The organism is uncultured Aquimarina sp., from assembly GCF_947492965.1.
GTDB lineage: Bacteria > Bacteroidota > Bacteroidia > Flavobacteriales > Flavobacteriaceae > Aquimarina.
In genome coordinates, this window is the sequence record NZ_CANLOZ010000002.1 from 361,761 (window position 1) to 387,275 (window position 25,515).

Here is a 25,515-nt window from a genome sequence, read left to right on the forward strand (position 1 = left end):
GATATTCATTTATCTGTTAGGAATTGTTGTTTGTAGTATACTTTAAGTGGGTTATAGTAGTTGGTCTTATGTTAGAGATACAAAAGGTTATATTTGTTGGATTATCAATGACAATATGAAATGTATATTTTTGAATAAAGAAGTTTGGTTTCAGCTCATACTACACGTTGTCGTATTTACTTTTTATTCTTTCGATCGTCGTAATCCAGAAATTCAATTTTATCAGTATGTCTTTTTTCTAAATTTTGTGATTGCTGGTTTGATTATAAACTATATATTACTTCCGAAGTTCTTATACCCAAGAGCTTATTTAAAATTTGCTTTCTATGTTTCTTTAGTAGTAGCTAGCGTTATTTTTGTAGAAGAAGAGATTTTGGAAAAAATATATTTTCCAGATACGCGAGGAACTAGATTTTTGGGGATCGTTTTCAATCTTATGGGCACACTACCAACCTTATCTATTTTAGCAGGATTTAAATTTGGATGGGATGCGCTTATTAAACAGAAAGAGGTAAAAGAACTAAGAGATTCTGTTAAAGAAAGTGAGTTGCAATTTTTGAAATCTCAGATCAACCCTCATTTTCTGTTCAATAATTTGAATAATTTATATTCCTATGCTATTGAGAAGTCACCAAGAACACCAGAAATTATCTTGGAATTATCGGGTGTATTACGATATATGTTATATGAATGTAAGTCTGAATATGTTTCGCTCTCAAAAGAAATAGAGCAATTAGAAAACTTTATTAATCTTGGACGATTACAAATTGAAGGACGAGGAAGTGTTAGCTTTACAAAAGAAATAGCGCATTCAAATTTCAGAATTGCTCCATTGATATTGGTAGTTTTTGTTGAAAATGCATTTAAACATGGTAGTTCCAGTCAAACGGAGGGTATTGAAATAGATATCACCCTAAATATAACAGAAAAAGGAGTACTTCATTTTACCTGTGCGAATACTTTTAAATCCGACAGTAATACAAATAATTTGGATAGCGGTATTGGTTTAGAGAATGTTAAAAAAAGACTTGTGATTATGTATCCAAAACTTCATACGTTGGTGATAAATTCCAATCAAGAAAAGTATAAAGTTGAATTAACTATTGATCTAAAAAACGCTAAATAACAATGAATTGTATTATCATAGAAGATCAATTACCAGCGCAACGTATCCTTAAAAAATACATTGAAGATATTGGCACTCTAAAATTAGTAGGTGCATTTACGGATGCAATAGAAGCTATGATTCTTATGAAGCCTCAAAAAATTGATCTTATATTTTTAGATATACATTTACCAAAAATCTCTGGAATAGATTTTCTTAAAACCCAAGTCAATCCTCCACAAGTTATATTAACTACAGCTTTTCCTGATTATGCCTTGGAAAGTTATGAGTTCGATGTAGTTGATTATTTATTAAAACCATTTTCATTCCAACGGTTTGTTAAAGCAGTAGCTAAGGTAAAATCTAACTATGATGATACAGTTTTGAATAATCAAAATTCTGAAACTGCGGATGCTCAAGAATTATATGTTAAAATAGGATTCGATTACGTACGGATATTGATTGATGAAATTACACATATTATATCAGATGCAGATTATACAGAATTACATACAATCAATAAAAAACACGTTTCTTCAGAAACATTAAAGCACTGGGAAGAACTGTTACCAAATACTAAATTTATAAGAGTTCATAAATCTTACATTATCAATACTTCTAAAATTGAAAAGGTATCTGGAAATCAAATCTTTTTATCAAATCATAGCATCATACCGTTAGGTAGAGCTTATAAAGAGAATTTTATAAAAAATATTTTATAAGAACTACCTTTGGATATATATATTCTAAACTTTTAGCTTACAGGAGTTAGTATAGCTATTTCCTCTTCAGTAAATATTCTTGATTTTATAACAAATCGGATTCCCAAGGGAATTTCTAAAGAAAAACTAGATCCTCTTCCTTTTACAATATCGACAGTTAATTGTGTATGTTTCCAATACTCAAATTGATCTTTAGACATATAAAACTCACAATTATGTATCGTTCCAAGATATACATCCGTATTATTCAGCATTAATTCTCCTTTTGGAAAACACATAGGAGAGGAGCCATCACAGCAACCGCCACTTTGGTGAAACATGAGCGGACCATGTTCGTCTCTCAAAGAGTTAATGATCCGCTTCGCTTCTTCTGTTATTAAAACACGCTCTACCATATTAGAAAAATCCTAAAGCATTTTTGTCATGAGAAATAAGCATATTCTTTGTTTGTCTATAATGATCAAGCATCATTTTATGTGTTTCTCTACCGATTCCAGACTTTTTATAACCTCCAAATGGGGCATGCGCTGGATACAAATGATAACAATTTACCCAAATTCGTCCCGCTTGTACTTGTCTAGAAATCTGATATGCTTGATGTGTGTCTCTGGTCCATACACCAGCACCAAGGCCATACAAGGTATCATTAGCAATTTCTAATGCCTCCGCTTCATCTTTAAAAGTTGTTACACATGCAACTGGTCCAAAGATTTCTTCTTGGAATACGCGCATTTTATTATTTCCTTTTAGTAAAGTGGGTTGAATGTAGTAACCACCTTCTAAACCTTCATTATAAGCAGCCTCACCACCAGTTAGTATTTCACAACCTTCATCTTTACCAATATTTATATAGTTTAAGATTTTTTCATATTGATCATTAGACGCTTGTGCACCCATCATAGTGGTAGGATCAAGAGGGTGTCCTAGTTTTATAGCTTCTACGCGTTCAATGACACGTTCTATAAACTGATCATAAATACTTTCCTGAATTAATATTCTCGATGGGCAAGTACATACTTCTCCTTGATTCAGAGCAAACATAACCGCACCTTCTAAACATTTATCAAAAAATGCGTCATCTGCGTCCATGATACTTTCAAAAAAGATATTTGGACTTTTACCACCCAATTCCAATGTTACAGGAATGATATTTTTACTCGCATATTGCATGATCAACTGTCCAGTTGTGGTTTCTCCTGTAAAAGCGATTTTATTAATTCTCGAACTTGAGGCTAAAGGCTTACCAGCTTCTATTCCAAAACCATTAACCACATTAAGAACTCCAGGAGGTAGAATACCTTCTATAAGTTCTAGTAAAATCATAATACCTACCGGAGTTTGCTCTGCTGGTTTCAAAACAACACAATTACCTGCAGCCAAAGCAGGCGCAACTTTCCAGGTAGCCATAAGTAGTGGAAAATTCCATGGAATTATTTGACCAACTACTCCAAGAGGTTCTTTCACATTCATAGATATTGTAGAAGCATCTAACTCACTTACGGATCCTTCTTCTGCTCTAATAACTCCGGCGAAATATCTAAAGTGATCAACCGCTAGCGGTAAATCTGCAGCCATCGTTTCTCGTAATGCTTTTCCATTATCCCATGTTTCTGCTCTTGCTAATAACTCTAGATTTTGCTCCATTACATCAGCAATTTTAAGGAGCATATTGCTTCGCTCGGTAGCGGAATTGTTATTCCATGAAGGAGCGGCCTCCCATGCAGCATCGATGGCAAGATCGATATCTTCTTTTGTAGATCTAGCTACTTTTGTAAAACTATTGCCATCCACAGGAGAGATGTTTTCAAAATATTCACCTTTAACAGGAGATGTCCATTTACCTCCAATATAATTGTCATATTGGTTTTTGAACTGAGGCTTCTTAAAAGCCATTTTTTCGTTAGTACTTACAGTGCCCATAGTAATAAATTAAGATTATTTGTTATGTGTTTTCAAGATACTTTGTTCATTGTCAAAATAGTTGAACAATTCTATGAACTATATGAACAATTCTATGAATAAGTAAATTATCATCAGAAAATCATTATCTTTAATATAGTATCATTAGAATTACTACAAAAATTTTGTTAAATCTATAATTTTAGCAATGCAATTGTCTGATTCCTTTTATAAATCTAGAAAGCTAGTGGATCTGGTAGAAAATCAAACCTCTTATATTTTAGAAGACTCTGCTATGCATATCTTCGAAACACATTCCCGAGCAGAAATGGTACAGCTTCAGTTTACTACTCCTGTTTTGGCAAGTATGTTTAGAGGAAAGAAGGTGATGCATTTACGAGATAAACCTTCTTTTGAGTTCTTGCCTGGTGAATCCTTAATACTACCTGCAAACGAATTGATGAGTATTGACTTTCCAGAAGCTCAGGAAGATAATCCAACCCGGTGCTTAGCTATGGAAATAGGAGAGGAACGATTAAAGAGTGTTATTCGTTTAATGAATGAATGCATGACCAGACCGGATGGAAATGAATGGAACATATTAGATTATAATTTTCACTTCACAAATGATCAAAGTATTTATCAGATATTACAACGTTTAGTGTATTTGTATACCGAAAATCATCCTGCAAAAGATTCTTTCGTTTCCAATATGATTCAAGAACTGATTATTAGAATATTGCAGGTAGACACGCGTAAGACCTTTCAAACAAAAACGAAAGAATTAGCAAGTGATTATAGATTGGCTTATGTTATTCAGTATATTAGAGATAACATCTGTAATCCTCTAACTATAAAAGAGCTAAGTAAGGAAGCTTGTATGAGTGAAAGTCACTTCTATAAAGTGTTTAAACAAGAAATGGGTATCTCACCAACAGATTTTATTAACGAAGAACGCATTCAAAAAGCCACACAGTTACTGGCAAATCCTATGTATAATCTAAAAGAAGTGTTTTTAGCATGTGGATTTACCAACCGTTCTTATTTTAATCGGATGTTTAAAAGAATAAAAGGAATCAATCCCAGTAAATATAGAAATAGATTTGCATAAGTTTATGGGCATTTATTTTGTTTTAATGTCTACAAGGCATTATGTTCTATTGGCATGTCTTTATTAGATATAATGTGTTTTAAAAAAATCATAAAATTCTCTTACTGAGCTTTTAATCATCGCTTATTTAGTATTTTTCACATCATCATCTATTTACTCTTTAGAATAACACTAAAATTTATGTTTGTGAAAAACGCTCTTTACACGCTTCTCTTACTTTTTTTTATAACTCAAATTTCCACTGCTCAAGACCGAATTACTGGCGAACCTTTTGCTACACGGTCCGAAGTATTAGGCCAAAATGGAATGGTTGCTACCAGTCATCCATTAGCAACTCAAATTGGTTTAGATATCCTTAAAAAAGGAGGTAATGCTATTGATGCAGCTATTGCTGCGAATGCTGCTTTAGGATTAATGGAACCTACTGGATGTGGTATTGGCGGTGATTTATTTGCAATTGTTTGGGACGGAAAAACTAAAAAACTATATGGATTAAATGCTAGTGGAAGATCGCCAAAAGGACTCACTTTAGAATATTTTGAGAAACAAAAGATGAGTAAAATTCCATCCCATGGAGCTTTGCCAGTAAGTGTTCCTGGTGCGGTAGATGGATGGTTCGAATTACATAATAAATTTGGATCTAAACCAATGTCAGAAATTTTGGCACCTGCAATTAGTTATGCAGAAAGTGGATTTCCCTTAACAGAATTGATAGCTTGGTATCTGCAGAGAAGTATTCCATTCTTTGAATCCAAAGGTTTTCCAAATATAAAAGACACGTATATCAATCAAAACGGAGGAAGCCTACCTAACGAAGGCGAAATTTATAAAAATCCATATTTAGCAAATACCTATAGAAAAATTGCTGAAGGTGGTAGAGATGCTTTTTATAAAGGAGACATTGCAAAAACTATTGGTAAGTTCATTAAAGAACAAGGTGGATTTTTATCCGCAAAAGATCTAGCAGATCACAAATCGCAATGGGTAGATCCAGTATCTGTAAATTATAGAGGTTATGATGTTTGGGAACTACCACCAAATGGACAAGGTATTGCTGCTCTTCAAATGTTACAGATTTTAAATGGATTTGATTTTTCAAACATAGAATTCGGAAGTACGGAACATCTTCATTTATTTACAGAAGCAAAGAAGCTTGCTTTTGAAGATCGTGCGAAACATTATGCTGATATGGATTTTTATGATGTACCTGTTTCGCAACTTTTATCAGAAGAGTATGCCAACAAAAGAAGAGAGGAGATTGGCAAACGTGCAGGAAAATATAACGCCGGTGAAATTTCGGCAGGAGAAACAATTTACATGACGGTTGCAGATAAAGATGGGACTATGATTTCTTTAATCCAAAGTAACTACAGAGGGATGGGATCTGGAATGGCTCCTCCGAAATTAGGTTTCATGTTACAAGATAGAGGTGAGTTATTTAGTTTGAAACGTGGTCAGGCAAATACGTATGAGCCTGGAAAACGACCTTTTCATACTATTATTCCCGCTTTTATAACAAAAGATGGAAAACCATTTGTGAGTTTTGGTGTAATGGGAGGAGATTTTCAACCTATGGGGCATACACAAATCGTAATGAATCTTATAGATTTTGGAATGAACTTGCAGGAAGCAGGTGATGCTCCTAGATGGGATCATACTGGTGGAGCAAGCCCAATGGGGCAAACTACAGAAAATACAGGAACTATCCGAACAGAATCAGGAATACCATACACTACTATTAGAGGTCTAATGGATAAAGGACATAGAATAGGAACAGCAAGAGGTGTTTATGGAGGATATCAGGCAATTTTATGGGACGACAAAAATAAAGTGTATCATGGTGCTTCGGAAAGTCGGAAAGATGGTCAAGCAGCAGGATATTAACCATTTTTATTGATAAATATCTATCACAAACATTCCTTGTTTACACATAAGTCAGATCACACTAATCAAAAAGTATAAACAAGATATGTTTTAATAATAATATCATCATTTACGTATAGAAATCAACTTAATATACTAACTCTAAAAAATGAATTCAATCTTTAAAATGGGCTTTATGCTCGGAGCAATGTTATTGTTATCTACATTACAAGCTCAGCAATTAAATGACAAAACTTTTAACGGATTACAGTTTAGAAATATTGGACCAGCATTTACTTCTGGAAGAATCGCTGATATTGCAATTCATCCAAAAAATGAAAATATATGGTATATTGCTGTTGGATCTGGTGGTGTCTGGAAAACTACTAATTCTGGTACTACTTGGAAACCAATTTTTGACAAACAAAAATCTTTTTCTATTGGAGCTATTACAATAGATCCTAATAACCCACACACCATTTGGGTAGGTACTGGAGAAAATGTAGGAGGACGCCATGTAGCTTTTGGTGATGGTATTTATGTAAGTCATGATGATGGAGCTACTTGGAAAAATATGGGTTTAAAAAAATCAGAACATCTTTCTAAGATTGTAATTCATCCAGAAAACTCGAATATTATATGGGCTGTTTCTCAAGGACCATTATGGACTGCTGGAGGTGAGCGTGGAGTATATAAGTCTACTGATGGTGGAGTTTCCTGGAAAAGAACATTAGGAGATAGCGAGTGGGTTGGAGCAACAGATTTAGTAATTGATCCAAGAAATCCAGATGTTTTATATGCTGCTACCTGGCAACGTCATCGAACAGTTGCTGGTTATTTAGGAGGTGGTCCTGGTTCTGGACTTCATAAAAGTACAGATGGAGGCGAAACCTGGACAAAGCTAACCAGTGGAATTCCTAGTTCTAATCTTGGTAAAATAGGTTTGGCAATTTCTCCATTTAACCCTGATGTAATTTATGCGGCAATAGAGTTGGATCGAAGAACAGGTGGTTTATTCATGTCTACAAATAGAGGTGCTTCTTGGACAAAGCAGTCTGATGCTATTTCAGGTGGTACAGGACCTCATTATTATCAAGAATTATATGCGTCACCACATCATGAAGGGAAGTTATTTCTTATGAGTAATTATGTTCAGATTTCTGATGATCATGGAAAAACATTTTATAACATGAACGAGAAAAACAAACATGTAGATAGTCATGCAATGGCATTTAAATCATCAGATCCTAACTACGTGTTATTTGGTACAGATGGAGGTTTATATGAAAGTTTTGATCTTACTAAAAGTTGGAAATTTATTAGAAATCTACCGATAACGCAATATTTTAAATTAGCGGTTGATGATTCAAAACCATTTTATAAAATTTATGGTGGTACTCAAGACAATGGCTCACATGGAGGACCTTCTCAAACCATGAGTTCTGATGGAATTGCTAATTCTGATTGGTGGAAAACACTAGGAGCGGACGGACACCAATCTGCTATAGAACCGGGTAATCCTAATATTACTTATGGAGAATTTCAACAAGGAGCACTTTGGCGAATCGATCAAACCACCAAAGAAACTGTATTTATTCAACCGCAACCTGCTGAAGGAGATCCTTATGAACGTTTTAATTGGGATGCTCCAATTTTAGTAAGTCCTCATAATCCCAAGCGTTTGTATTTTGCATCTCAGCGTGTATGGCGCTCAGAGAATAGAGGAGATGATTGGACACCTATTTCTAAAGATTTAACTCTAAACCAAGAACGAATTACAATACCTTATTACGGAAAACAACAGAGTTGGGATAACGCGTGGGATGTTTTTGCAATGTCAAATTACAATACAATTACTTCCTTGGCAGAATCACCGAAACAAGAAGGCTTAATCTATGCTGGAACAGATGATGGTATGATACAAATTACTGAAAATGGAGGAGAGACTTGGAGAAAATTTAATTTGAATACAGTAAAAGGATTAGGTAATATTCCTTTTGTAAATGATGTTCGAGCGGATTTATTTGATGCTAATGTAGTGTATGCTGCCGTGGACAATCATAAATATGGCGATTATAAACCATACATACTTAAAAGTACTGACAAAGGTAAAACATGGAATTTAATCAACGGAGATTTACCAAATCGTTTGCTAATCTGGAGATTAGTTCAAGATCATCTTGATAAAAACTTGTTATTCGCTGCTACTGAGTATGGTATTTACTTCACCTATAATGGCGGAACAAATTGGATACAATTAAAAGGTGGAGTTCCAACAATATCATTTAGAGATCTTACTATTCAAAGAAGAGAAAATGATCTTGTAGGAGCCTCTTTTGGTAGAGGATTCTTTATACTTGACGATATAACACCGTTGCGTAATTTCAATCCTTCTGTTGTCGCTGCTGAAGCTACTTTATTCCCTATAAAAGAAGCATTATGGTATAAGCCTTCAAGTAGAGTAGGAAGTCAAGGAGATTCTGAATATATAGCTCCTAATCCTGCGTTTGGAGCACGTTTTACATATTATCTAAAAGATAAATTCAAGTCTTTAAAAGATGTTCGAAAAGAAAGAGAGAAGAAGAATACGGATTTTCCTGGTTGGGATACTTTAGAAAAAGAAAAGAATCAGGACGGACCTGCTGTTATGTTACTTATTAAGGATGCTGAAGGAAATTTAATCAATACCGTAAAAGGAACTAATAAAAAAGGATTTAATCGTGTTAACTGGAAGTTAGATTACCCTAATAAGCGTGGAGAAAGGCTTCAGGAAAGAGGTAATAATAGAGGTTTTGGTAACAGAATTGGTGTTTTTGCCACGCCGGGAACATATACAGCAACCTTGATAAAACGTGTAGATGGAGTAACCACAGTATTACAAGGCCCTAAAGAATTTGAGGTGATACCAATGCATAAAGGAGCATTGCCACGTAAGTCATTTGAAGAAATGAATCAATTTAGAGAGCAAGTTTTTGCTTTTCAACAAGATCTAACAGCAACCAATCTAGAAATGACAACACAACTTCGGAAAATAAAGGCTATGAAACGAGCAGCTAATAAAACAAATACTTCCAACGATGCTTTGTTAGAACAAATCAATAAGGTTAGATTAAGCTTATTAGCTATTCAAAAAGAGTTAAATGGTAATCCTGTAAAGAATGAAATAGGAGAACGCTCTAATCCAACACCAAACGATGCAAATCGTATTGCTTTTTCTGCTTTATCTAGTACTTATGGCCCTACAGGTAATCAAAAAGCTGCTTTTAATCGTGCGAATAAACAATTACAACAGATCAAATTAAAATTAAAATCAGTATTAAATAGTAGTATTCCAGATATAGAAAAAAGTTTAAAACAAGCTGGTGCTCCTTGGATCGAAGGTCAAGGATTAATTGATAATTAGTATGACCAAAAAGTATTGAAAGTATAGGGAAAACTTAGTCTCGTAGCTACTAAAGAAAATCCTAAATAAAAAGCAACTCTCGTTTAATTGTAGAGTTGCTTTTTGTTTAAAGTAGATTTTGGTAAAGGAGATATTTTGAGGTAATTATAGACTTTGTAGTATTCGATTTTGTAATACCATTAACAATTTGTTAACAGGAAATGCTATTGTTTTTTTAATTCAACTTTAAAACTTTATTAACTATAAAAATATTGTTAAAATTGAGGTTTAATCTTGGTTACCCAATTTTAAATTATCACCAAATCAATTACTTAAGAACTAACATATACTACAAAATGAATAATCTTAACAACTCCAATCGTTATTTACGAAAGTTCGAAAAGAACCTACAAAAATTCTTAAAACCAATACCTTGGCAAAGTATGTTACTTATTGCAACTTTTTTTGTCCCTTTCCAATCTGTACTCACTCATGGTACCGTAACGTATCCTCCAAGTAGAGTTTATACTTGTTTTCAAGAAAACCCCGAAAGTCCCGATTCCCCAGCTTGTCAGGATGCTGTTATTGGATGGGGAACGCAAGCATTATATGACTGGAATGAAGTAGCAAGGATGGATGCAGGCGGTATGCACATGGATATTATTATGGATGGTAATTTAGCCAGTGCAGGACGTCCAGATAAATATGGAGGCTTAGATCAAGTACGTGATGATTGGGTAGCAACTCCTGTTACTCCAGGGCCATTAACCGTTACCTGGACCAATACTGCTCCGCATGAAACATTATATTATAGAGTTTATATTACTAAAAGTGATTGGAATCCTAATATGCCATTAACTTGGGATAGTTTAGAGCTTTTAGTAGAAACTGGACCAAGACCAGCATCAGAAACAGATAACATCGATGTTGTTTTACCTGCACGAACGGGGAAACACGTTTTATATAGTATCTGGCAGCGATCTCTTACACCAGAAGCATTCTATTCTACTAGTGACATCGATTTTGGTGCTACTAATGAACCAACTCCTCCAGTGGCTATTTTTACAAGTGATAATGGTCGTTGTGGTGGATCTGAAGTTAATTTTAGCGCAGCTGATTCTTATGATCCTAATGGTGATGCATTAACCTACACATGGGATTTTGGAGATGGGACAACTGCACAAGGTGTTGAGGTATCACATACTTACAGTGGTTTAACGAGTGCCGATGTTACACTTACCGTAAGTGATGGATCTTTCAGTAGTGGTAATACTCAGACTATTGATTTAATAGAAGATCCAGATTGTGTAGGTGTTATTTGTCCTTTTGATACTCCAAATGCTGAAGCTTTACCGACTTTGATCGGTTCTTATAGAGATATTTTCGTTTTAGGTGAAAATGGACCAGATTTAAGTAATCATAAGTTTGATATTAACTGGAATCTTACAAATGATGGACTATATCAGTTTTCTATTCAATCCCTTGGTGCAGTTAGTGTTTGGACGGATTTACGAGATAATTTAACACAAACATTTAAACAAGATGCTCCAGAAGCAACGTTAAGTGGTACAGGAATTCAAGGCTTTGATGGAGATTATTATGTAACTACAGATGGTGATAATTTTGTGATGGTTTCGAAATCTGGTGACTTTACTATATATTTTAGTACTACCGATACTGCACCTTCTTGTGCTTCGGTATTATCAGTGGATGAGTTTGATACTGGTGCAGTACTATTAAATAATTATCCTAATCCATTTGCGGGTATTACTAATATTCAATACATATTACAAGAACAATCATCTGTAAGTTTAAAGGTGTATACACTAAGTGGACAGTTAGTAAAATCAATTAATGAAACTACTAAAACTCCAGGAAAATATGAATTCCAAATTAATTTAGAAGGAATGAGCAACGGTGTATATCTTTACAAATTACAAACAGATAAGGGAGTTCAGACAAAACGAATGATTTTACAACAATAGATTCTTATTAGAACAAATAGTGATAAAAAGCTGCATTTATTTATGCAGCTTTTTTTATTACTCCGAGGTAATTAAACTATTGCTTTCAACTTGTTGTATCCAAGCCTTTATTTAAGAATATGTTTATCAATAGCTTTGGAATTGTGTTAGTTTTAACTAAGTCTAACGTACTATAATTAGTATATTTAATAAACTAAATAAAACTCATCTATGAAACGTTTTACTATTCTAACATTAACTGTATGCTTATCTTTTGTTTGTCTAATTTCCTGTAAACAAAAAGATACCTCTAAAACAGAAACTTCAGAAGAGTCTGTTACAGAGGAAACTAAAGAATCAAATTATAAAACAATACAAGTAAAAGGAGAAGAGGTAACGTATGCTTCTGACTCTACAAGTTTAAAAGGGTATATCGCTTTTGATGAAAACAATAAAGAAAAGCGACCTGGGATATTAGTAATTCATGAATGGTGGGGGCATAACGAGTATGTTAGAGAACGTGCTGATATGTTAGCCAGTCTAGGGTATACTGCTCTTGCTGTAGATATGTATGGTGATGGAAAACTAGCCGAACATCCTGACGATGCTATGAAATTTGCTGGTAGCGTGATGAAGAATTTACCAGAAGCAGAAGCTCGTTTCAATGCAGCTATAGAATTATTAAAAAAACATGAATCTGTAGATGGTGAAAAGATTGCTGCTATTGGATATTGCTTTGGTGGTAGTGTTGCATTAGCGATGGCTAATAGTGGAGCTGACTTAGATGCCGTAGCAGCATTTCATAGTGGTGTAAGTCTTTCTATAATGCCTAACGATAAATTAAAAGCACGAGTACTAGTGTGTAATGGAGCTGATGACCCTTTTATAAAAGAAGAAACAGTAACTGTTTTTAAAACTGCGATGGATTCTATTGGAGCTACGTATGAATATATCTCATATCCTGGTGTAAAACATAGTTTTACGTCTAAAGCAGCCGATGCAAATGCAGAAAAATTCAATTTAGCACTAGCATATGATGCAGAAGCAGATGAAAAATCTTGGAATAGTTTACAAGAATTATTGGCTGAAACGTTTGAATAATTAGGAATAAACCATTCTAAAAATATGCTGATGAAAGTACTTTAATAATATATTTTCATCAGCTTGTTTTATTTAAAATGGTATTAGGTCCATTCCTTAAATTTGAAAATAACTAGAGAATTATTTAATTACTTTTTCTAAAACTTCCCACACATTATCCGCAAGGATCTTTTGTCCTTCAGTGGTTGGGTGAATACCATCCGCTTGATTTAACGCTGCTATACCACCAACATCCTTTAGAAGGAAAGGAATAAGCGATAGATTATTCTTCTCTGCTAATTCGGGAAATATCGTTTTAAACTCTGTGGTGTATTCTGGTCCCATATTAGGAGGGAGTTGCATTCCTGCTAATATGATCTTAGTTTCTGGATTTTTCTTTCTTACTGCGTCAATAATTGCTTGGAGATTTGTTTTGGTTTCTGATAAAGGTACACCACGTAATCCATCATTAGCACCTAATTCTAAAAGAAATATATCTACAGGCTGTTTTAGAACCCAATCAATACGGCTTTTACCTCCAGCACTAGTTTCGCCACTTAATCCCGAATTAATTACGGTATAATTTAATCCCAAAGAATCAATTTTGTCTTGTAGCAACGCTGGATAAGCCTCGTTGATATCATCCAAACCATATCCAGCAGTCAAACTATCTCCAAAACATAGAATAGTTTTGGAAGATGTTATTGGATTTTCTGTACTTGTATTTTCACTACTTTTGAATGTTTCTGTAGGTTTGGTTTTAGAAGTATCTTTCCCGCAAGAAAGGAAAATACTTATTGCTAAAAAATAACAAAACTTTAAGGAAATCGACTTATAGTCGGCGAATAAATCTAAAATCATTTGCTTATTTTTCGTGTTTATCATTTCTAAAAAAATAGTATGTCAAAGATATTAAAGATCCATGAGCTAGAGAAGACTTATAATAGCGGTTCTAAAAAACTAACGGTTTTACATAACATATCTTTTGATGTGGAACAAGGAGCAACTTTTTCTATTGTGGGCCCTTCTGGAAGTGGTAAAACTACCTTATTAGGTATTTGTGCAGGTTTGGATCAACCAGATTCTGGTATCATAGAGTTATGTGGACAAAATTTAGCCGAATTAGACGAGGATCAACGAGCACAATTAAGAAATAAAGAAGTAGGTTTCATATTTCAGAATTTTCAATTATTGCCTACGTTAACAGCATTAGAAAATGTAATTGTACCTTTAGAATTACAAGGAGCTAAAAATGCTTCCAAAATAGGCATAGACCTTCTCAAGAAAGTTGGTTTGGGAGATCGTTTTCATCATTATCCATCACAACTTTCGGGTGGCGAACAGCAACGAGTAGCATTAGCTAGAGCTTTTTCCACATCGCCATCTATATTATTTGCAGATGAACCTACTGGGAATCTAGATGAAGAAACAGGAGAGAAAGTAATAAAATTACTTTTTGAACTTAATAAAGAGGCTGGTACTACCTTAGTGATTATTTCTCATGATCTAGATTTAGCAAATAGAACTCAACAGATTTTGCGATTAAAAGGAGGAAAGATCATTAGCAACGAGAAAACAGCATCCTAATGAATAGAGAAAATATATATTCTAAAGCAGGAGTTTTTTGGTTGTTTAAAATGGCTTGGAGAGACGGAAGAGCAAGTATTTCCAGGTTATTATTGTTTATGGCTTCGATTATCTTAGGAATTGCTGCGGTGGTATCAATACAATTATTTAGTACCAATCTAAAGCAAAATATTCAAGGGCAATCGAAATCTTTGTTAGGGGCTGATTATATCATTGATAGTCGACAACAACCAAATGAAAAGGTAAAGGCCATCATCGATTCATTAGTGCCCGATGCTTATGAGGTTAATTTCCCGTCCATGGCGGCATTTCCTAAAAATGGAGCGGCTAAATTAGTTCGTGTGCGGGGAATGGAAGGTAGTTTTCCATTTTATGGAGATTTAGAAACAACACCAGAAAATGCCGCTAGTACCTATCAACAAAAAGGAGGTGCTCTCGTAGATGCCACAGTATTATTACAATATGATCTAAAAGCTGGAGATTCTATCAAATTAGGAGTAGTTACATTTCCAATTATTGGAGCTATCAATTCAATGCCAGGTAGTTCTGGAATCGGAACAAGCGTAGCGCCAACGGTTTTGATTCCCTATAGATTCGTAGAGAAAACAGAATTATTACAGGTAGGAAGCAGAAAAGAATATCAATACTTTTTTGTAGATCCGGATAAAGATCTGGACGAATTAGAAAAAGTTTTAGATCCAATTTTAGATGATGAAAATGCAGATTTGGATACACATACGAGTAGTAGTAGGCAGATTGGTCGTAGCTATGATAATTTAGGTAGATTCCTAAATCTAGCCGCTTTTATTGCATTATTGCTGGGTTGTATTGGTATTGCTAGTTCAGTTCATATTTATATCAAAGAAAAATTAACTGATGTAGCTGTACTAAAATGTATTGGAGCGAGTAGAAAACAGAGTTTTTTGATTTACTTGATACAAATTGCAGTAATGGGATTGATAGGAGGGCTCGTAGGGACAATAATAGGGATTGGTTTGCAGTATGCATTACCAGCATTATTACAAGAGTTTTTGCCATTTGATATTGAAATTACCACAGCGCCTCAACCGATTATCATGGGATTATTGCTAGGAATGTTTATGTCCGTATTATTTGCGCTCTTACCGTTATTAGGGACATGGTTCGTATCACCATTAGAAGTATTACGAGTATCCGAAAAACCTGCTGTACGATCCAGAAAAACAAGAATAATTGCTTTTGGAGCGATTATTATATTCGTTTTATTGTTTGGTATTTGGATATTCGGAGATCTTAAATTTGCTTCAGCTTTTGTAATAGGTGTTTTTGTTACTTTTGCTATTCTAGCAGGTATTTCAGTATTATTCATAAAAGTTATAAAACGTTATTTTCCATCTTCTTGGGGATTCACAGCCAGAACAAGCTTATTAAATCTTTTTAGACCTAATAATCAAACAATGGTTTTGATTTTAGCTATAGGGTTAGGAACATTTTTAATTAGTACGCTGTATTTTACCAAAGATATTTTATTAGCTAAAACTCAACTAGACAACAGTGCAGATCAGGCAAATCTTATTTTGGTAGATATACAACCAGAACAACGTGAAGCGGCTATAAATACCCTAAAAGATAATAACTCTGAAGTTTTAAATAATCTTTCGATCGTTACGATGCGAATGCAAAAGATTAAAGGAATAGCAACTAATGATATTCGGAAAGATACTACATCCGCTATCAGAGAATGGGTTTTAAATCATGAGTTTAGAACTACTTTTCGGGATTCATTAATAGCTTCTGAAACTGTCGTAGAAGGAGAATGGATAAAAGAAATTGAATCAGGTGAAGATGTTATGATATCTATCTCCGAAGGTTTGGCTAAAGATGCTCAAATAGGATTAGGTGATAAGGTTGTATTTAATATTCAAGGAGTCCTTATGGAAACGATTGTTGGTAGCATTAGAAAAGTTGATTGGACTCGACTACAGCTAAATTTCATGGTTGTTTTTCCGAAAGGAGTCTTAGAACAAGCTCCGCAGTTTCATGTATTAACAACCTACGTACCGGACACTAATAAGTCCGCTTCATTACAACAAAAGTTAGTTAGTAAATTTCCGAATGTAACAGTGTTTGATCTCAGGCAAATTTATACAGTGATTGAGGATATTTTACAAAAAATCTCTTGGGTCATTAATTTTATGGCATTTTTTAGCATTCTTACAGGGTTGATTGTACTAATTGGTTCTGTACGCACCAGTAAATACCAGCGTATAAAAGAAAGTGTATTATTACGTACGCTAGGTGCTAAAAGTAAACAGATTCTTCGTATCACTGCTTTAGAATATCTATATTTAGGAATATTGGGTAGTTTAGCCGGGATCTTATTATCTCTTATTAGTAGTCAATTGTTAGCCACTTTATTGTTTGAAGAACCCTTTGTGCCTTCTGGAATTCCGTTTATGGTCTTTTTACCAGCAATCGTATTAGTAGTATTAGCTATTGGTTTGAGCAATATAAGAAGTGTACTCCAAAGTCCACCATTAGCAGTATTACGAAAAGTAGGATAATTTTTATTTTTAAAACCAAAATCTCCTATGAAAACGTATCTTTTTTCAATAACTATTTTTCTAATTAGTTTTAACGCGGTTGCGCAAGATAAATTGCAAAAGGATATAGATTTTGATGGAGTGGAGGATACCGTCTATATTGACCTTGATAAATCCACGATTGTATGTCTGTTATCCAGTATGCAATTTGAAAAAATAGAAAGTAAACCAATTGACATCTTAAATGAACAATCTTTTATAAAAGATGCAAGAAATGGATTTTACTTCGAAAATCATTGGATGCGTTCAGGTCATTCTAACCAATTTAGATTTGATAAAAAAACTAAAAGAATAAGATTGATCGGAATGAGTAGATATTCTTTTGGTAATGCTGCTAATGATGGAAGTGGTGAGTCTAGTGTTAATCTATTAACAAGTGATTATATAGGCAATTGGCATTATTATGATATGACAGCCAATAATAACGAAGGAGAACTCGTTAAAATTCCTTCGATAAAAACAAAAATGTACTTTGATAAAATATATCTAGAAGACTTTAATGATGAAGTATATTTTGGATTTGGAGATCAATGTTCGGACTTGTATTATGCACATAGAGAAAAGTTAAAAAAACAACGAGAATAAATATGTCTTATAACTATTATTGATTTACTGTGTCTTAAAGGAATATGAATAACTATACACCGCAAATATTAGAATATCAAGTTATAGATGGTGTTAAGACTAAGGTTAGGGCGTCCCGAAGTGGTTTAGGTTATGCTTTGATTCCTTAAGACTGTATGCTACATGTAGAGCAATTAATCTCCATAATATTCACAGTGATGATCTTAATAATACCAATAAATGTATAATAATATATTTTATATGTTTGTGACATCACCAATATTAATGATGAATGCATTGTAAAAACTGTGATGAAAATGTAAATAGTAACTATTGTGGTAATTGTGGCCAAAAGTCCACTGTTGGGGCAATTAATCTTTCGACTTTTATAAATGAAATATCAGAAAATGTTTTTCAAATAAATAAAGGGATCTTTTTTACATTAAAAGAATTATTTCTGAGACCTGGCGATAGTATAAGAGAGTTTATAAGTGGAAAAAGAAAAAAACATTTTAAACCTATTGCATATGCACTTACATTTTCTACAATTTACTTTTTGATATCTCGCTTAACGAATGAAAACACCTGGATGAATGATGTTATTTCAGGATTTACAAATGCCGCTTCAGAAATAGATGAGAATACCAAAGTACCTGTATTACTAATATGGTTATCTCAAAATTTTGCCTATGCGACCTTATTGTCGCTGCCAATTTTTTCTTTTGCTTCTTTTATCTGTTTTTGGGGACTAAGAAGGAATTATCTAGAACATATGGTATTGAACGCTTACATTACAGGACAGCAAGCTATTTTTTACACGATATTCTTATTACCTAAGGTCTTTATTAATGATATATATTTTTTGGAATTAATACCGTTTGTAGTTACTGTACTATATACATTTTGGGTGTTTTGGCAGTTTTTTAAAGAAGGCAATAAAGTACTTATTATTATTCGTTCATTTTTTACCTATTCTATCTATTTGTTCCTTAGTTTGGGAGTATTATTTATTATAATGGCAATTCAAAATATAGGAGGATCATGAAACACTTTATAATATTATTTTTATGCGCAAGCAGCTTTCAAGGTGTAGCTCAAGAAATTAATACAAATACCCAAAAAGAAGATACTATCATTTTTCCGGAAAAGTGTTTGGGAATATGGGAAGGAGTAATGAATATTTATCATAAAGGTCACTTAAGGGATAGTGTAAACGTAAGATTTACAGCTTCTCAGACAGCAAAAACAGGAACTTATATATGGAAAACAGAGTATCTCTCACCCAAAAAACCAATGGTAAAAGATTATAAATTGGTGGTCGATGATATCAATGAAGGTCGTTATCGGCTAGACGAAGGAGACGGTATCCAATTAATAGAATATGTTGTAGGCAATAAAATGCGTAGTTTATTTAAAGTAGAAGATATCTATTTAACATCGACTACAGAAGTAATAGGTGACCAACTAATTTTTGAAGTTACTTCTGGAAAAGAAATAGAAGAAGTACAAAACATCAAAAATTATTCTTTTACCAATGTACAACGTATGGTATTGTATAAAATTGAGTAGATAGTTAAGGTGTATTCTACAAATTTGATAAAGTATTACTGTTTAACTTTTCCTTTCTTAATAGAAAGAATTACATTGAAAAATTAACTCAAAAACAACAATGAATAATAACGAATTATATACACCAAATAACTGGTGGAAAAGAAATTGGAAATGGTTAATACCTATTATCGTTATTATATTAATTATTCCTATTTTACTTTTTTCTTCTGGATTTGGAGGTCACATGAGTGATTTTGCTCGATTATATTCAGACAAAGATCTCTATCAAAAAGCTATTGAAAAAGCGCAAAGTAATCAAAAAGTTATAGAACTTTTAGGTCCATTAGAACCCATTGATAAATTAGCCATATTAGAAGGAGAAGTCCAATATACTAATGATAACAAATCAGTAGATTTATCTATTAGAGTAAGTGGAAGTAAAAGAAAAGCTTCTATTGATATCGCTGCTGATAAAATCAACGGAATTTGGAACTACAGGAAAATTAATATTAGAATTAAAAAACCTGTAGAAGATAAGCAAGTGATAGAAGTGATTAATCAACTGGAATAAAGTATAGGGTAGAAATAAAAATGATAATAATTATAATTCGTATTTAATAATGCTAAAAACCATCATATTAACTTTCATTCTAGTGATATCTTCCTTACAACTATATTCACAGGATGATTATATCAAATTGGATAATGCAAAAACACAAAAACCAACCTATATTTTTAATAAAAAGATTATTGGGAATGAATATTTGTTTTTTACACTGGGAATGTCTGACTAAGAAATAAAAAAACAAATAAAAGATATATCGATATTAAAAGACAAACGAAATAGGAGGTCTTATGATGATTACAATCTTACAGAACATGGCCTTCTAATTGTAGATTTAAGCACTAAAATCTCTGGTAAGACACAAACTGAATTAAACGATTTTTTTGGATTAGCAAAGGGTAATAACATCTACATTGATGGATATTTATTAGAAAATAAAAAGTATAGTGTGGCGATATCTTCAATTTGTGAAATAGAAATAATAACAATTTCCAATACAAATGGAAAAGAAGATAAGTTTCTAAATATCTGGACATTACCTAAAAACGAACGCTACAGAAAAGACAATAACTAACAATTGATTTAATTATAACCATTTACATGAAAGGGGAACTAAAGGGATTACTAAAAGAGATTATTTCCATTACCATTGGTATTTTAATTGCATTGTACATCAATAATTGGAATGAAGATAGAAAAGACAGCAATTATATTGAAAATATTTCAGCATCTATTCATCAGGAACTATCCGAAACTAGAGAGGATATTGATAAAAAAATAGTTCAACAACGTATGCTAATAGATACCCTTAACTTCTACCGAAAAGATGATCAAATGTCTTTAGATAGAGTTATTACTAAAGCAAAAGGGATATTTATTCCATCGATAAGAATCAATTCTTGGAAAGCTATTGCTAATTCTAAAATTGAATTAATGGACTATAGCACGGTTTCTACTTTAGCCGATATAGAAGAACAAAAAGAATTATTAAAAATAAAATCTGAAAAATTGCTGGATTATCTTTTTGCCAACTATCGAAAAACTGGAGAAGAACAAAAGGAATTTATGCAAATATTGATGTCTGAAATTATAAGTACCGAAACCTTTTTAAAACAATCGATTGATGAAATTATAAAAGAGGATAAAAGTTTGGAAAAATGATAATAAAGATTCAATATCTTATAAAGTTAAAGACTTTTAATTAATATAGCGTTTATAAAGTTTAAAAATGAATTTGATTTTCAAACATATAATTTTCGGACTTCTAACATTTGGATTGATTGGTTGCAATTCAAATGAAAAGAAGAGTCAATCAGGTGAATCTATAACTTATCCCGATATCAAAATTATTGGAGCTATGAGAAATGTGATGTGGAAGGGAGAATTAAGTGGTAAAATTGACCTTGATACAATTGCTAATAAAACTGGACTTTACGGAATTGGACCTGAAAGTCATTTGATTGGTGAATTACTTATTAACAATGGAATAAGTTATGTTTCTAAGGTTAACTCTGATTCAACAATGAATGTTATAAATACTTACAAAGTTTCCGCCCCATTTTTTGTATACGGGAATGTAACAGAATGGAAAGAATTTGAATTACCGTCGAATATAAAAACAATTAAACATTTAGAACAATTTATTTTTGATCTGACAGCTAGTTTTAAAAAACCTTTCGTTTTTAAATTAATAGGACGAACTTCTAAAGCTATTATTCATATTCAGAACTTACCGGAAAACACTAAAGTTACTTCACCAAAAGAAGCTCATCAGGGTCAAACTAATTACAAACTAACTAATGAAGAGGTGGAAATTGTGGGTTTCTTTTCAACCGAACATAAAGGAGTTTTTACACATCATGATACATTTTTACACATGCACCTGATAACAAAAGATGAAAGTAAAATGGGGCATTTAGATGAATTAGAAATTGAAAAAATGAAATTGTATCTACCAAAAAAATAAAATTTATCAAAAAATAATAAATAATGCGTTTAAAATATCATTTTAATCTTCCTCCAGAAAGTGATGTTATTTTGCGTAATAGAACGATTACCACATATTATGCTCAGTTATATCAAAGAGAACCTTCTTTGTATAAATGGGCAGGCATGGCTGCATTTGCTTCTTTTCATATTGGTGAAAAATTGAACATTTGGGATTGGGAAGCGACTCCTATCAAAACTCTTTCTGAAACCTGTAAAAAGAAAAATAAATCTTTGGAAGATGATTTTCAGATCATTAGAATCATTAATAATAAAATATTCTCAGAAATAGGAACTGCATTATTAACATTTAGTCAAATGGAATATCAAGTATTTCGTAATCAGCTGGTCTTAGAACGAAAAAATGAACTTATTATAGAAGCTTTTGATAAATTACAAGAAGCTAGAACAAAGATGCAGAATGATACTGTTGATCAAGAAGCTTATGATTTAGTTTGGGACGCAAATTTGCAAATATTATGGCATGAACAATACAAGGTAGTGCAACCATTATTTGATAAATTGAGTTTGGTTTTTTCTGGAGCAATGTCAATCATCGCAAGTTTTGATTATCGTATTCATCATAAACAAACGAATTGGAGATTAGCTTCTAGGTTTATTTTATTTATGTTTTCTAAAGGTTTTAAAGTTCTTTTACATAATGGAATACTTCCCGATGTTACCAATATTAAACATCGATGGTTCTGGATATCTTCAGATTTATTTGTAAAATGGAAATCTGCTGAAAGCAACAAACAACTTATTACTGAAGAGATGCAAATATTATCTTCTTTAGAGCTTCGAAAACTTGATATTCTAACACACATTAATCAGAAGAATACGTGATTTTGAGACTAAAAAGAATTAAGGTTATTAAACTTATACAACTTCACCAAAACTAAAATACAAAGTTTAACCAATCGGTTAATTATCTAAAAAGAAGAGTAACAAATCCATAAGTAACTCGTCGACAGAATAAACGAGAAATTATGGGTTTCAATAGGTTTCAGAAATTAGGAGGAATTTGTGCAATAATACTTGGTATTATTTATATAGTAGCTTTTATAATCTATGGCGCAGTGCTAGAATTTCCAGATGCTGATGCGATTGCAATAGAAAAATTAAAGTTCTTATCTGATAATTACCATATCCTTTTTATTACCAATTTTATTAGTTATGTCTTATTTGGAATGCTATTAGCCGTATTAGTAGTTTCCACACATCAGCGTATAAAGGATCATTTTCCTAATTTTTCACAATTAACCTCAGTTTTTGGTATCATCTGGGTAGGATTGGTGATTGCGAGTGGTATGATTTCTAATATTGGTCTCGATTCAGTTATTACTTTAGGAAATACTGAACCAGAAAAGGCAATGTCAATATGGTCGAGCATAAGTATCGTTTCAGAAGGTCTTGGTGGTGGTAATGAGATAGTAGGAGGGATCTGGGTATTATTATTAAGTTTTTTGGGATCTAAAAAAGAAATATTTTCTAAACCTGTAAACATTCAAGGTTTTATAGTAGGGTTAGCAGGTGTTTTAACGGTAATTCCAGTAAATATATTTAAAGAAATCTTTGGTCTTAGTCAAATTATATGGTTTATAAGTATTGGTATTTTTATGATACGTAAACCGTTGGAAGATTATAAGATTAGAACGAAAACCATTAAATAACTAAACTACTAAATCTCAATCGTTCTTCTGATTATAATTTTTATGATATGCCCTAATAACAAAAACTATCCAAATCAAAAAAATAGTGGTTACGATTATTGAATATATAATTACAGGATCCATTAGGGATTGTTTTTAAAATAGTTAAGAAAACCTAAGATGGTAGGAGCCCATAAACCTATAAATATAGCTTCCTGTTTTCTACCAGCACTAAAAGAATAATGTGACAAACAAATAACAAATATCACCGTTAGTAGCATTATCACATTCATTACACCTACCTTTTTTATAAAATTTTTGATCATACTTGGATATCGTATTAAACCTTCTGTAAATAACTAACTAAAAAACATAATTTGTTTAAACTTTAGTTAAATTAGTTAAACAAATATACAATACGAATTATCTTTATAAAAATTTTCTAACCAAAAAATTACAGGTTAATACCGCTAAAACAAATACAATGAATTTCATTACTAAGATAAAAACCAAATCCAAAGTATCTCAAAACAAAGGAAATACAAGTAATTCATCTATCTATGATATCAAGATAAATAGTCTAGAAGGTAAGGAAATTAATCTTGCTGATTTTAAAGGAAAAAAGATATTCTTTGTGAATGTTGCTTCTAAATGTGGATTTACAGGACAATATAAAGATTTACAAAAATTATACGATACATATCAGGATACATTGATGATTATTGCTTCTCCATGTAATCAATTCGGAAAACAAGAACCTGGAGATGCTTCTCAAATTCAATCGTTTTGTGAGCGAAATTATGGAGTAACCTTTTTAGTTACTGAAAAAATTGATGTTAAAGGAACAAATCAATATAAGTTATATGAATGGCTTACTAACAAGGACTTAAATGGTAAGAAAAACTCTAGTGTAAAATGGAATTTTCAGAAATATCTAGTAAATGAAAAAGGTGAATTTATTGATTTCTATTTTTCCATTACAAAACCTATGAGTTCATCCATCACTAAATATTTATAGAGATTATTATTAACATTTTGAACTTATAATAAGAGAGTTGTCAATTAAGTTTTAATATTTTGTTTAATATTTTTAACTAAAGTTTAAACAAAAACATAACAATTGATGCAATTACTTGAGTACCTTTGAAATAAAACGCTAATTATGAAAAAACTTATTATCACAACATGTTTGTTTGGAGGGCTTTTAATTTTTGCATCATTCACTCATTTTTCAACCGAAAATACGTCTGAATATGCTACTAAAACAACTCCGACAGAGAAGGTAACTAAAGAAAAGAAACCAACTATTGTTGGTGTAGCAGCATCAAATGAGAATTTTACCACCTTAGTCGCAGCAGTAAAAGCCGCAAACTTGGTAGAAACTTTAAAAGGAGATGGACCATTTACAGTATTTGCTCCTGTTAATGATGCTTTTGCAAAACTACCTGATGGAACAGTAGATGGTTTATTAAAACCAGAAAGTAAGAAAACATTAACTGCTATTTTAACGTATCATGTAGTTTCTGGAAAATTTGTAGCTGCTGATGTAATCAAAGCGATTAAAGATGGTAACGGTTCTTTTTCAATAACTACTGTCCAAGGAAATAAATTGGTAGCTTCTTTAGATGGTGACTCCGTTGTTCTTACGGATGCAAAGGGAGGAACATCAAAAGTTGTTCTTACTGACGTTGAAGCTTCAAATGGAGTTATCCATGCTATTGATACTGTAGTAATGCCATAAGGAATAGAACGATATCTTAGTATTTAGTTAGATTCTGATATTAGTTAAAGAAATCCTCGTAGTCTATGAACTATGAGGATTTTTTTAAATAAGCTATAAATCAGTCCAAATCTGTCGTGTTTTCAGACTATAATTAATGAATAGAGTAATGAATATATAGA

Annotated in this window: 23 protein-coding genes; 20 read left to right on the plus strand and 3 right to left on the minus strand. The window is 32.5% G+C overall.

Annotation, left to right across the window (positions count from 1 at the left end; genetic code table 11):
- The first annotated feature begins 130 nt into the window (after positions 1-130).
- Together Q1B37_RS05915 and Q1B37_RS05920 are read left to right on the plus strand one after the other, a co-directional pair.
- On the plus strand, positions 131-1,126 hold the full coding sequence (locus tag Q1B37_RS05915) for a histidine kinase (protein WP_299896619.1): 996 nt from the start codon (positions 131-133) through the stop codon (positions 1,124-1,126).
- A 2-nt stretch (positions 1,127-1,128) separates the two neighbouring features.
- Entirely contained in the window at positions 1,129-1,827 is a 699-nt protein-coding gene (locus tag Q1B37_RS05920) for a LytTR family DNA-binding domain-containing protein (RefSeq protein WP_299896621.1), read from the plus strand.
- A 32-nt stretch (positions 1,828-1,859) separates the two neighbouring features.
- On the opposite strand, the gene Q1B37_RS05925 is transcribed toward Q1B37_RS05920, so the two are convergent.
- Together Q1B37_RS05925 and Q1B37_RS05930 are read right to left on the minus strand one after the other, a co-directional pair.
- Positions 1,860-2,222 carry a DUF779 domain-containing protein gene (locus Q1B37_RS05925; protein WP_299896623.1) on the minus strand — a complete coding sequence of 121 codons (363 nt, stop codon included), beginning with the start codon at positions 2,220-2,222 and terminating at the stop codon, positions 1,860-1,862.
- Position 2,223: 1 nt separating this feature from the next.
- The gene (locus tag Q1B37_RS05930; RefSeq protein WP_299896626.1) at positions 2,224-3,747 is read right to left on the minus strand and encodes an aldehyde dehydrogenase family protein; all 1,524 of its coding nucleotides are present in this window, start codon (positions 3,745-3,747) and stop codon (positions 2,224-2,226) included.
- Between the two features lie 187 nt (positions 3,748-3,934).
- Between Q1B37_RS05930 and Q1B37_RS05935 the strand changes: the two genes are divergently transcribed.
- The 5 genes from Q1B37_RS05935 (at position 3,935) to Q1B37_RS05955 (ending at position 13,147) form a co-directional block, all read left to right on the plus strand.
- Entirely contained in the window at positions 3,935-4,837 is a 903-nt protein-coding gene (locus tag Q1B37_RS05935; protein ID WP_299601456.1) for an AraC family transcriptional regulator, read from the plus strand.
- Positions 4,838-5,023: 186 nt separating this feature from the next.
- The gene (ggt, locus tag Q1B37_RS05940; protein ID WP_299896628.1) at positions 5,024-6,721 is read left to right on the plus strand and encodes a gamma-glutamyltransferase; all 1,698 of its coding nucleotides are present in this window, start codon (positions 5,024-5,026) and stop codon (positions 6,719-6,721) included.
- A gap of 148 nt (positions 6,722-6,869) precedes the next feature.
- Positions 6,870-10,103 carry a glycosyl hydrolase gene (locus tag Q1B37_RS05945; RefSeq protein WP_299896630.1) on the plus strand — a complete coding sequence of 1,078 codons (3,234 nt, stop codon included), beginning with the start codon at positions 6,870-6,872 and terminating at the stop codon, positions 10,101-10,103.
- 335 nt (positions 10,104-10,438) lie between these two features.
- On the plus strand, positions 10,439-12,067 hold the full coding sequence (locus Q1B37_RS05950; RefSeq protein ID WP_299896632.1) for a lytic polysaccharide monooxygenase: 1,629 nt from the start codon (positions 10,439-10,441) through the stop codon (positions 12,065-12,067).
- Between the two features lie 210 nt (positions 12,068-12,277).
- Positions 12,278-13,147 carry a dienelactone hydrolase family protein gene (locus Q1B37_RS05955; RefSeq protein ID WP_299896635.1) on the plus strand — a complete coding sequence of 290 codons (870 nt, stop codon included), beginning with the start codon at positions 12,278-12,280 and terminating at the stop codon, positions 13,145-13,147.
- Between the two features lie 120 nt (positions 13,148-13,267).
- Here Q1B37_RS05955 and Q1B37_RS05960 read toward each other — a convergent pair whose 3' ends face one another.
- A complete protein-coding gene (locus Q1B37_RS05960) occupies positions 13,268-13,987 on the minus strand; it encodes an arylesterase (RefSeq protein ID WP_299896638.1) in 720 nt (239 codons plus the stop codon).
- Between the two features lie 39 nt (positions 13,988-14,026).
- Here Q1B37_RS05960 and Q1B37_RS05965 point away from each other — a divergent pair, with 39 nt between their 5' ends.
- The 13 genes from Q1B37_RS05965 (at position 14,027) to Q1B37_RS06025 (ending at position 25,354) form a co-directional block, all read left to right on the plus strand.
- On the plus strand, positions 14,027-14,713 hold the full coding sequence (locus tag Q1B37_RS05965) for an ABC transporter ATP-binding protein (protein ID WP_299601441.1): 687 nt from the start codon (positions 14,027-14,029) through the stop codon (positions 14,711-14,713).
- On the plus strand, positions 14,713-17,256 hold the full coding sequence (locus tag Q1B37_RS05970) for an FtsX-like permease family protein (protein WP_299896640.1): 2,544 nt from the start codon (positions 14,713-14,715) through the stop codon (positions 17,254-17,256). The genes Q1B37_RS05965 and Q1B37_RS05970 overlap by 1 nt, the downstream gene beginning before the upstream one ends.
- Positions 17,257-17,283: 27 nt before the next feature.
- Complete coding sequence (locus Q1B37_RS05975) at positions 17,284-17,880, plus strand: hypothetical protein (protein WP_299896642.1); 597 nt, start codon at positions 17,284-17,286, stop codon at positions 17,878-17,880.
- A gap of 271 nt (positions 17,881-18,151) precedes the next feature.
- The gene (locus tag Q1B37_RS05980) at positions 18,152-18,904 is read left to right on the plus strand and encodes a DUF3667 domain-containing protein (RefSeq protein WP_299896644.1); all 753 of its coding nucleotides are present in this window, start codon (positions 18,152-18,154) and stop codon (positions 18,902-18,904) included.
- Positions 18,901-19,428, plus strand: coding sequence for a hypothetical protein (locus Q1B37_RS05985; protein ID WP_299896646.1), 528 nt, complete (start codon positions 18,901-18,903; stop codon positions 19,426-19,428). Before Q1B37_RS05980 ends, Q1B37_RS05985 begins: the two co-directional genes overlap by 4 nt.
- Positions 19,429-19,528: 100 nt before the next feature.
- A complete protein-coding gene (locus Q1B37_RS05990) occupies positions 19,529-19,981 on the plus strand; it encodes a cytochrome c oxidase assembly factor Coa1 family protein (protein ID WP_299896648.1) in 453 nt (150 codons plus the stop codon).
- Positions 19,982-20,423: 442 nt separating this feature from the next.
- Positions 20,424-20,549: a hypothetical protein gene (locus Q1B37_RS05995; protein WP_299896650.1), complete on the plus strand. Its 126-nt coding sequence runs from the start codon at positions 20,424-20,426 to the stop codon at positions 20,547-20,549.
- A gap of 26 nt (positions 20,550-20,575) precedes the next feature.
- Positions 20,576-21,136: a hypothetical protein gene (locus Q1B37_RS06000; RefSeq protein WP_299896653.1), complete on the plus strand. Its 561-nt coding sequence runs from the start codon at positions 20,576-20,578 to the stop codon at positions 21,134-21,136.
- Between the two features lie 67 nt (positions 21,137-21,203).
- Positions 21,204-21,941: an acetolactate decarboxylase gene (locus Q1B37_RS06005; RefSeq protein ID WP_299896655.1), complete on the plus strand. Its 738-nt coding sequence runs from the start codon at positions 21,204-21,206 to the stop codon at positions 21,939-21,941.
- A gap of 23 nt (positions 21,942-21,964) precedes the next feature.
- A complete protein-coding gene (locus Q1B37_RS06010) occupies positions 21,965-22,807 on the plus strand; it encodes a hypothetical protein (RefSeq protein ID WP_299896657.1) in 843 nt (280 codons plus the stop codon).
- A 143-nt stretch (positions 22,808-22,950) separates the two neighbouring features.
- On the plus strand, positions 22,951-23,634 hold the full coding sequence (locus Q1B37_RS06015; RefSeq protein WP_299896658.1) for a hypothetical protein: 684 nt from the start codon (positions 22,951-22,953) through the stop codon (positions 23,632-23,634).
- Between the two features lie 463 nt (positions 23,635-24,097).
- The gene (locus Q1B37_RS06020) at positions 24,098-24,631 is read left to right on the plus strand and encodes a glutathione peroxidase (RefSeq protein ID WP_299896661.1); all 534 of its coding nucleotides are present in this window, start codon (positions 24,098-24,100) and stop codon (positions 24,629-24,631) included.
- 144 nt (positions 24,632-24,775) lie between these two features.
- A complete protein-coding gene (locus tag Q1B37_RS06025; RefSeq protein WP_299896665.1) occupies positions 24,776-25,354 on the plus strand; it encodes a fasciclin domain-containing protein in 579 nt (192 codons plus the stop codon).
- Positions 25,355-25,515 lie beyond the last annotated feature (161 nt).

Excerpts from the sequence above, each read along its gene's own strand:
- Q1B37_RS05950 (WP_299896632.1), top strand. The coding sequence starts at position 10,439 with ATGAATAATCTTAACAACTCCAATCGTTATTTACGAAAGTTCGAAAAG.
- Q1B37_RS06010 (WP_299896657.1), top strand. The coding sequence starts at position 21,965 with ATGCGTTTAAAATATCATTTTAATCTTCCTCCAGAAAGTGATGTTATT.
- Q1B37_RS05980 (WP_299896644.1), top strand. The coding sequence starts at position 18,152 with ATGCATTGTAAAAACTGTGATGAAAATGTAAATAGTAACTATTGTGGT.
- Q1B37_RS05970 (WP_299896640.1), top strand. The coding sequence starts at position 14,713 with ATGAATAGAGAAAATATATATTCTAAAGCAGGAGTTTTTTGGTTGTTT.
- Q1B37_RS06015 (WP_299896658.1), top strand. The coding sequence starts at position 22,951 with ATGGGTTTCAATAGGTTTCAGAAATTAGGAGGAATTTGTGCAATAATA.
- Q1B37_RS06005 (WP_299896655.1), top strand. The coding sequence starts at position 21,204 with ATGAATTTGATTTTCAAACATATAATTTTCGGACTTCTAACATTTGGA.
- Q1B37_RS06020 (WP_299896661.1), top strand. The coding sequence starts at position 24,098 with ATGAATTTCATTACTAAGATAAAAACCAAATCCAAAGTATCTCAAAAC.
- Q1B37_RS05955 (WP_299896635.1), top strand. The coding sequence starts at position 12,278 with ATGAAACGTTTTACTATTCTAACATTAACTGTATGCTTATCTTTTGTT.
- Q1B37_RS05935 (WP_299601456.1), top strand. The coding sequence starts at position 3,935 with ATGCAATTGTCTGATTCCTTTTATAAATCTAGAAAGCTAGTGGATCTG.
- Q1B37_RS05930 (WP_299896626.1), bottom strand. The coding sequence starts at position 3,747 with ATGGGCACTGTAAGTACTAACGAAAAAATGGCTTTTAAGAAGCCTCAG.
- Q1B37_RS06000 (WP_299896653.1), top strand. The coding sequence starts at position 20,576 with ATGAAAGGGGAACTAAAGGGATTACTAAAAGAGATTATTTCCATTACC.
- Q1B37_RS05920 (WP_299896621.1), top strand. The coding sequence starts at position 1,129 with ATGAATTGTATTATCATAGAAGATCAATTACCAGCGCAACGTATCCTT.
- Q1B37_RS05990 (WP_299896648.1), top strand. The coding sequence starts at position 19,529 with ATGAATAATAACGAATTATATACACCAAATAACTGGTGGAAAAGAAAT.
- Q1B37_RS05975 (WP_299896642.1), top strand. The coding sequence starts at position 17,284 with ATGAAAACGTATCTTTTTTCAATAACTATTTTTCTAATTAGTTTTAAC.
- Q1B37_RS06025 (WP_299896665.1), top strand. The coding sequence starts at position 24,776 with ATGAAAAAACTTATTATCACAACATGTTTGTTTGGAGGGCTTTTAATT.
- Q1B37_RS05925 (WP_299896623.1), bottom strand. The coding sequence starts at position 2,222 with ATGGTAGAGCGTGTTTTAATAACAGAAGAAGCGAAGCGGATCATTAAC.
- Q1B37_RS05945 (WP_299896630.1), top strand. The coding sequence starts at position 6,870 with ATGAATTCAATCTTTAAAATGGGCTTTATGCTCGGAGCAATGTTATTG.
- Q1B37_RS05985 (WP_299896646.1), top strand. The coding sequence starts at position 18,901 with ATGAAACACTTTATAATATTATTTTTATGCGCAAGCAGCTTTCAAGGT.
- Q1B37_RS05965 (WP_299601441.1), top strand. The coding sequence starts at position 14,027 with ATGTCAAAGATATTAAAGATCCATGAGCTAGAGAAGACTTATAATAGC.
- Q1B37_RS05960 (WP_299896638.1), bottom strand. The coding sequence starts at position 13,987 with ATGATTTTAGATTTATTCGCCGACTATAAGTCGATTTCCTTAAAGTTT.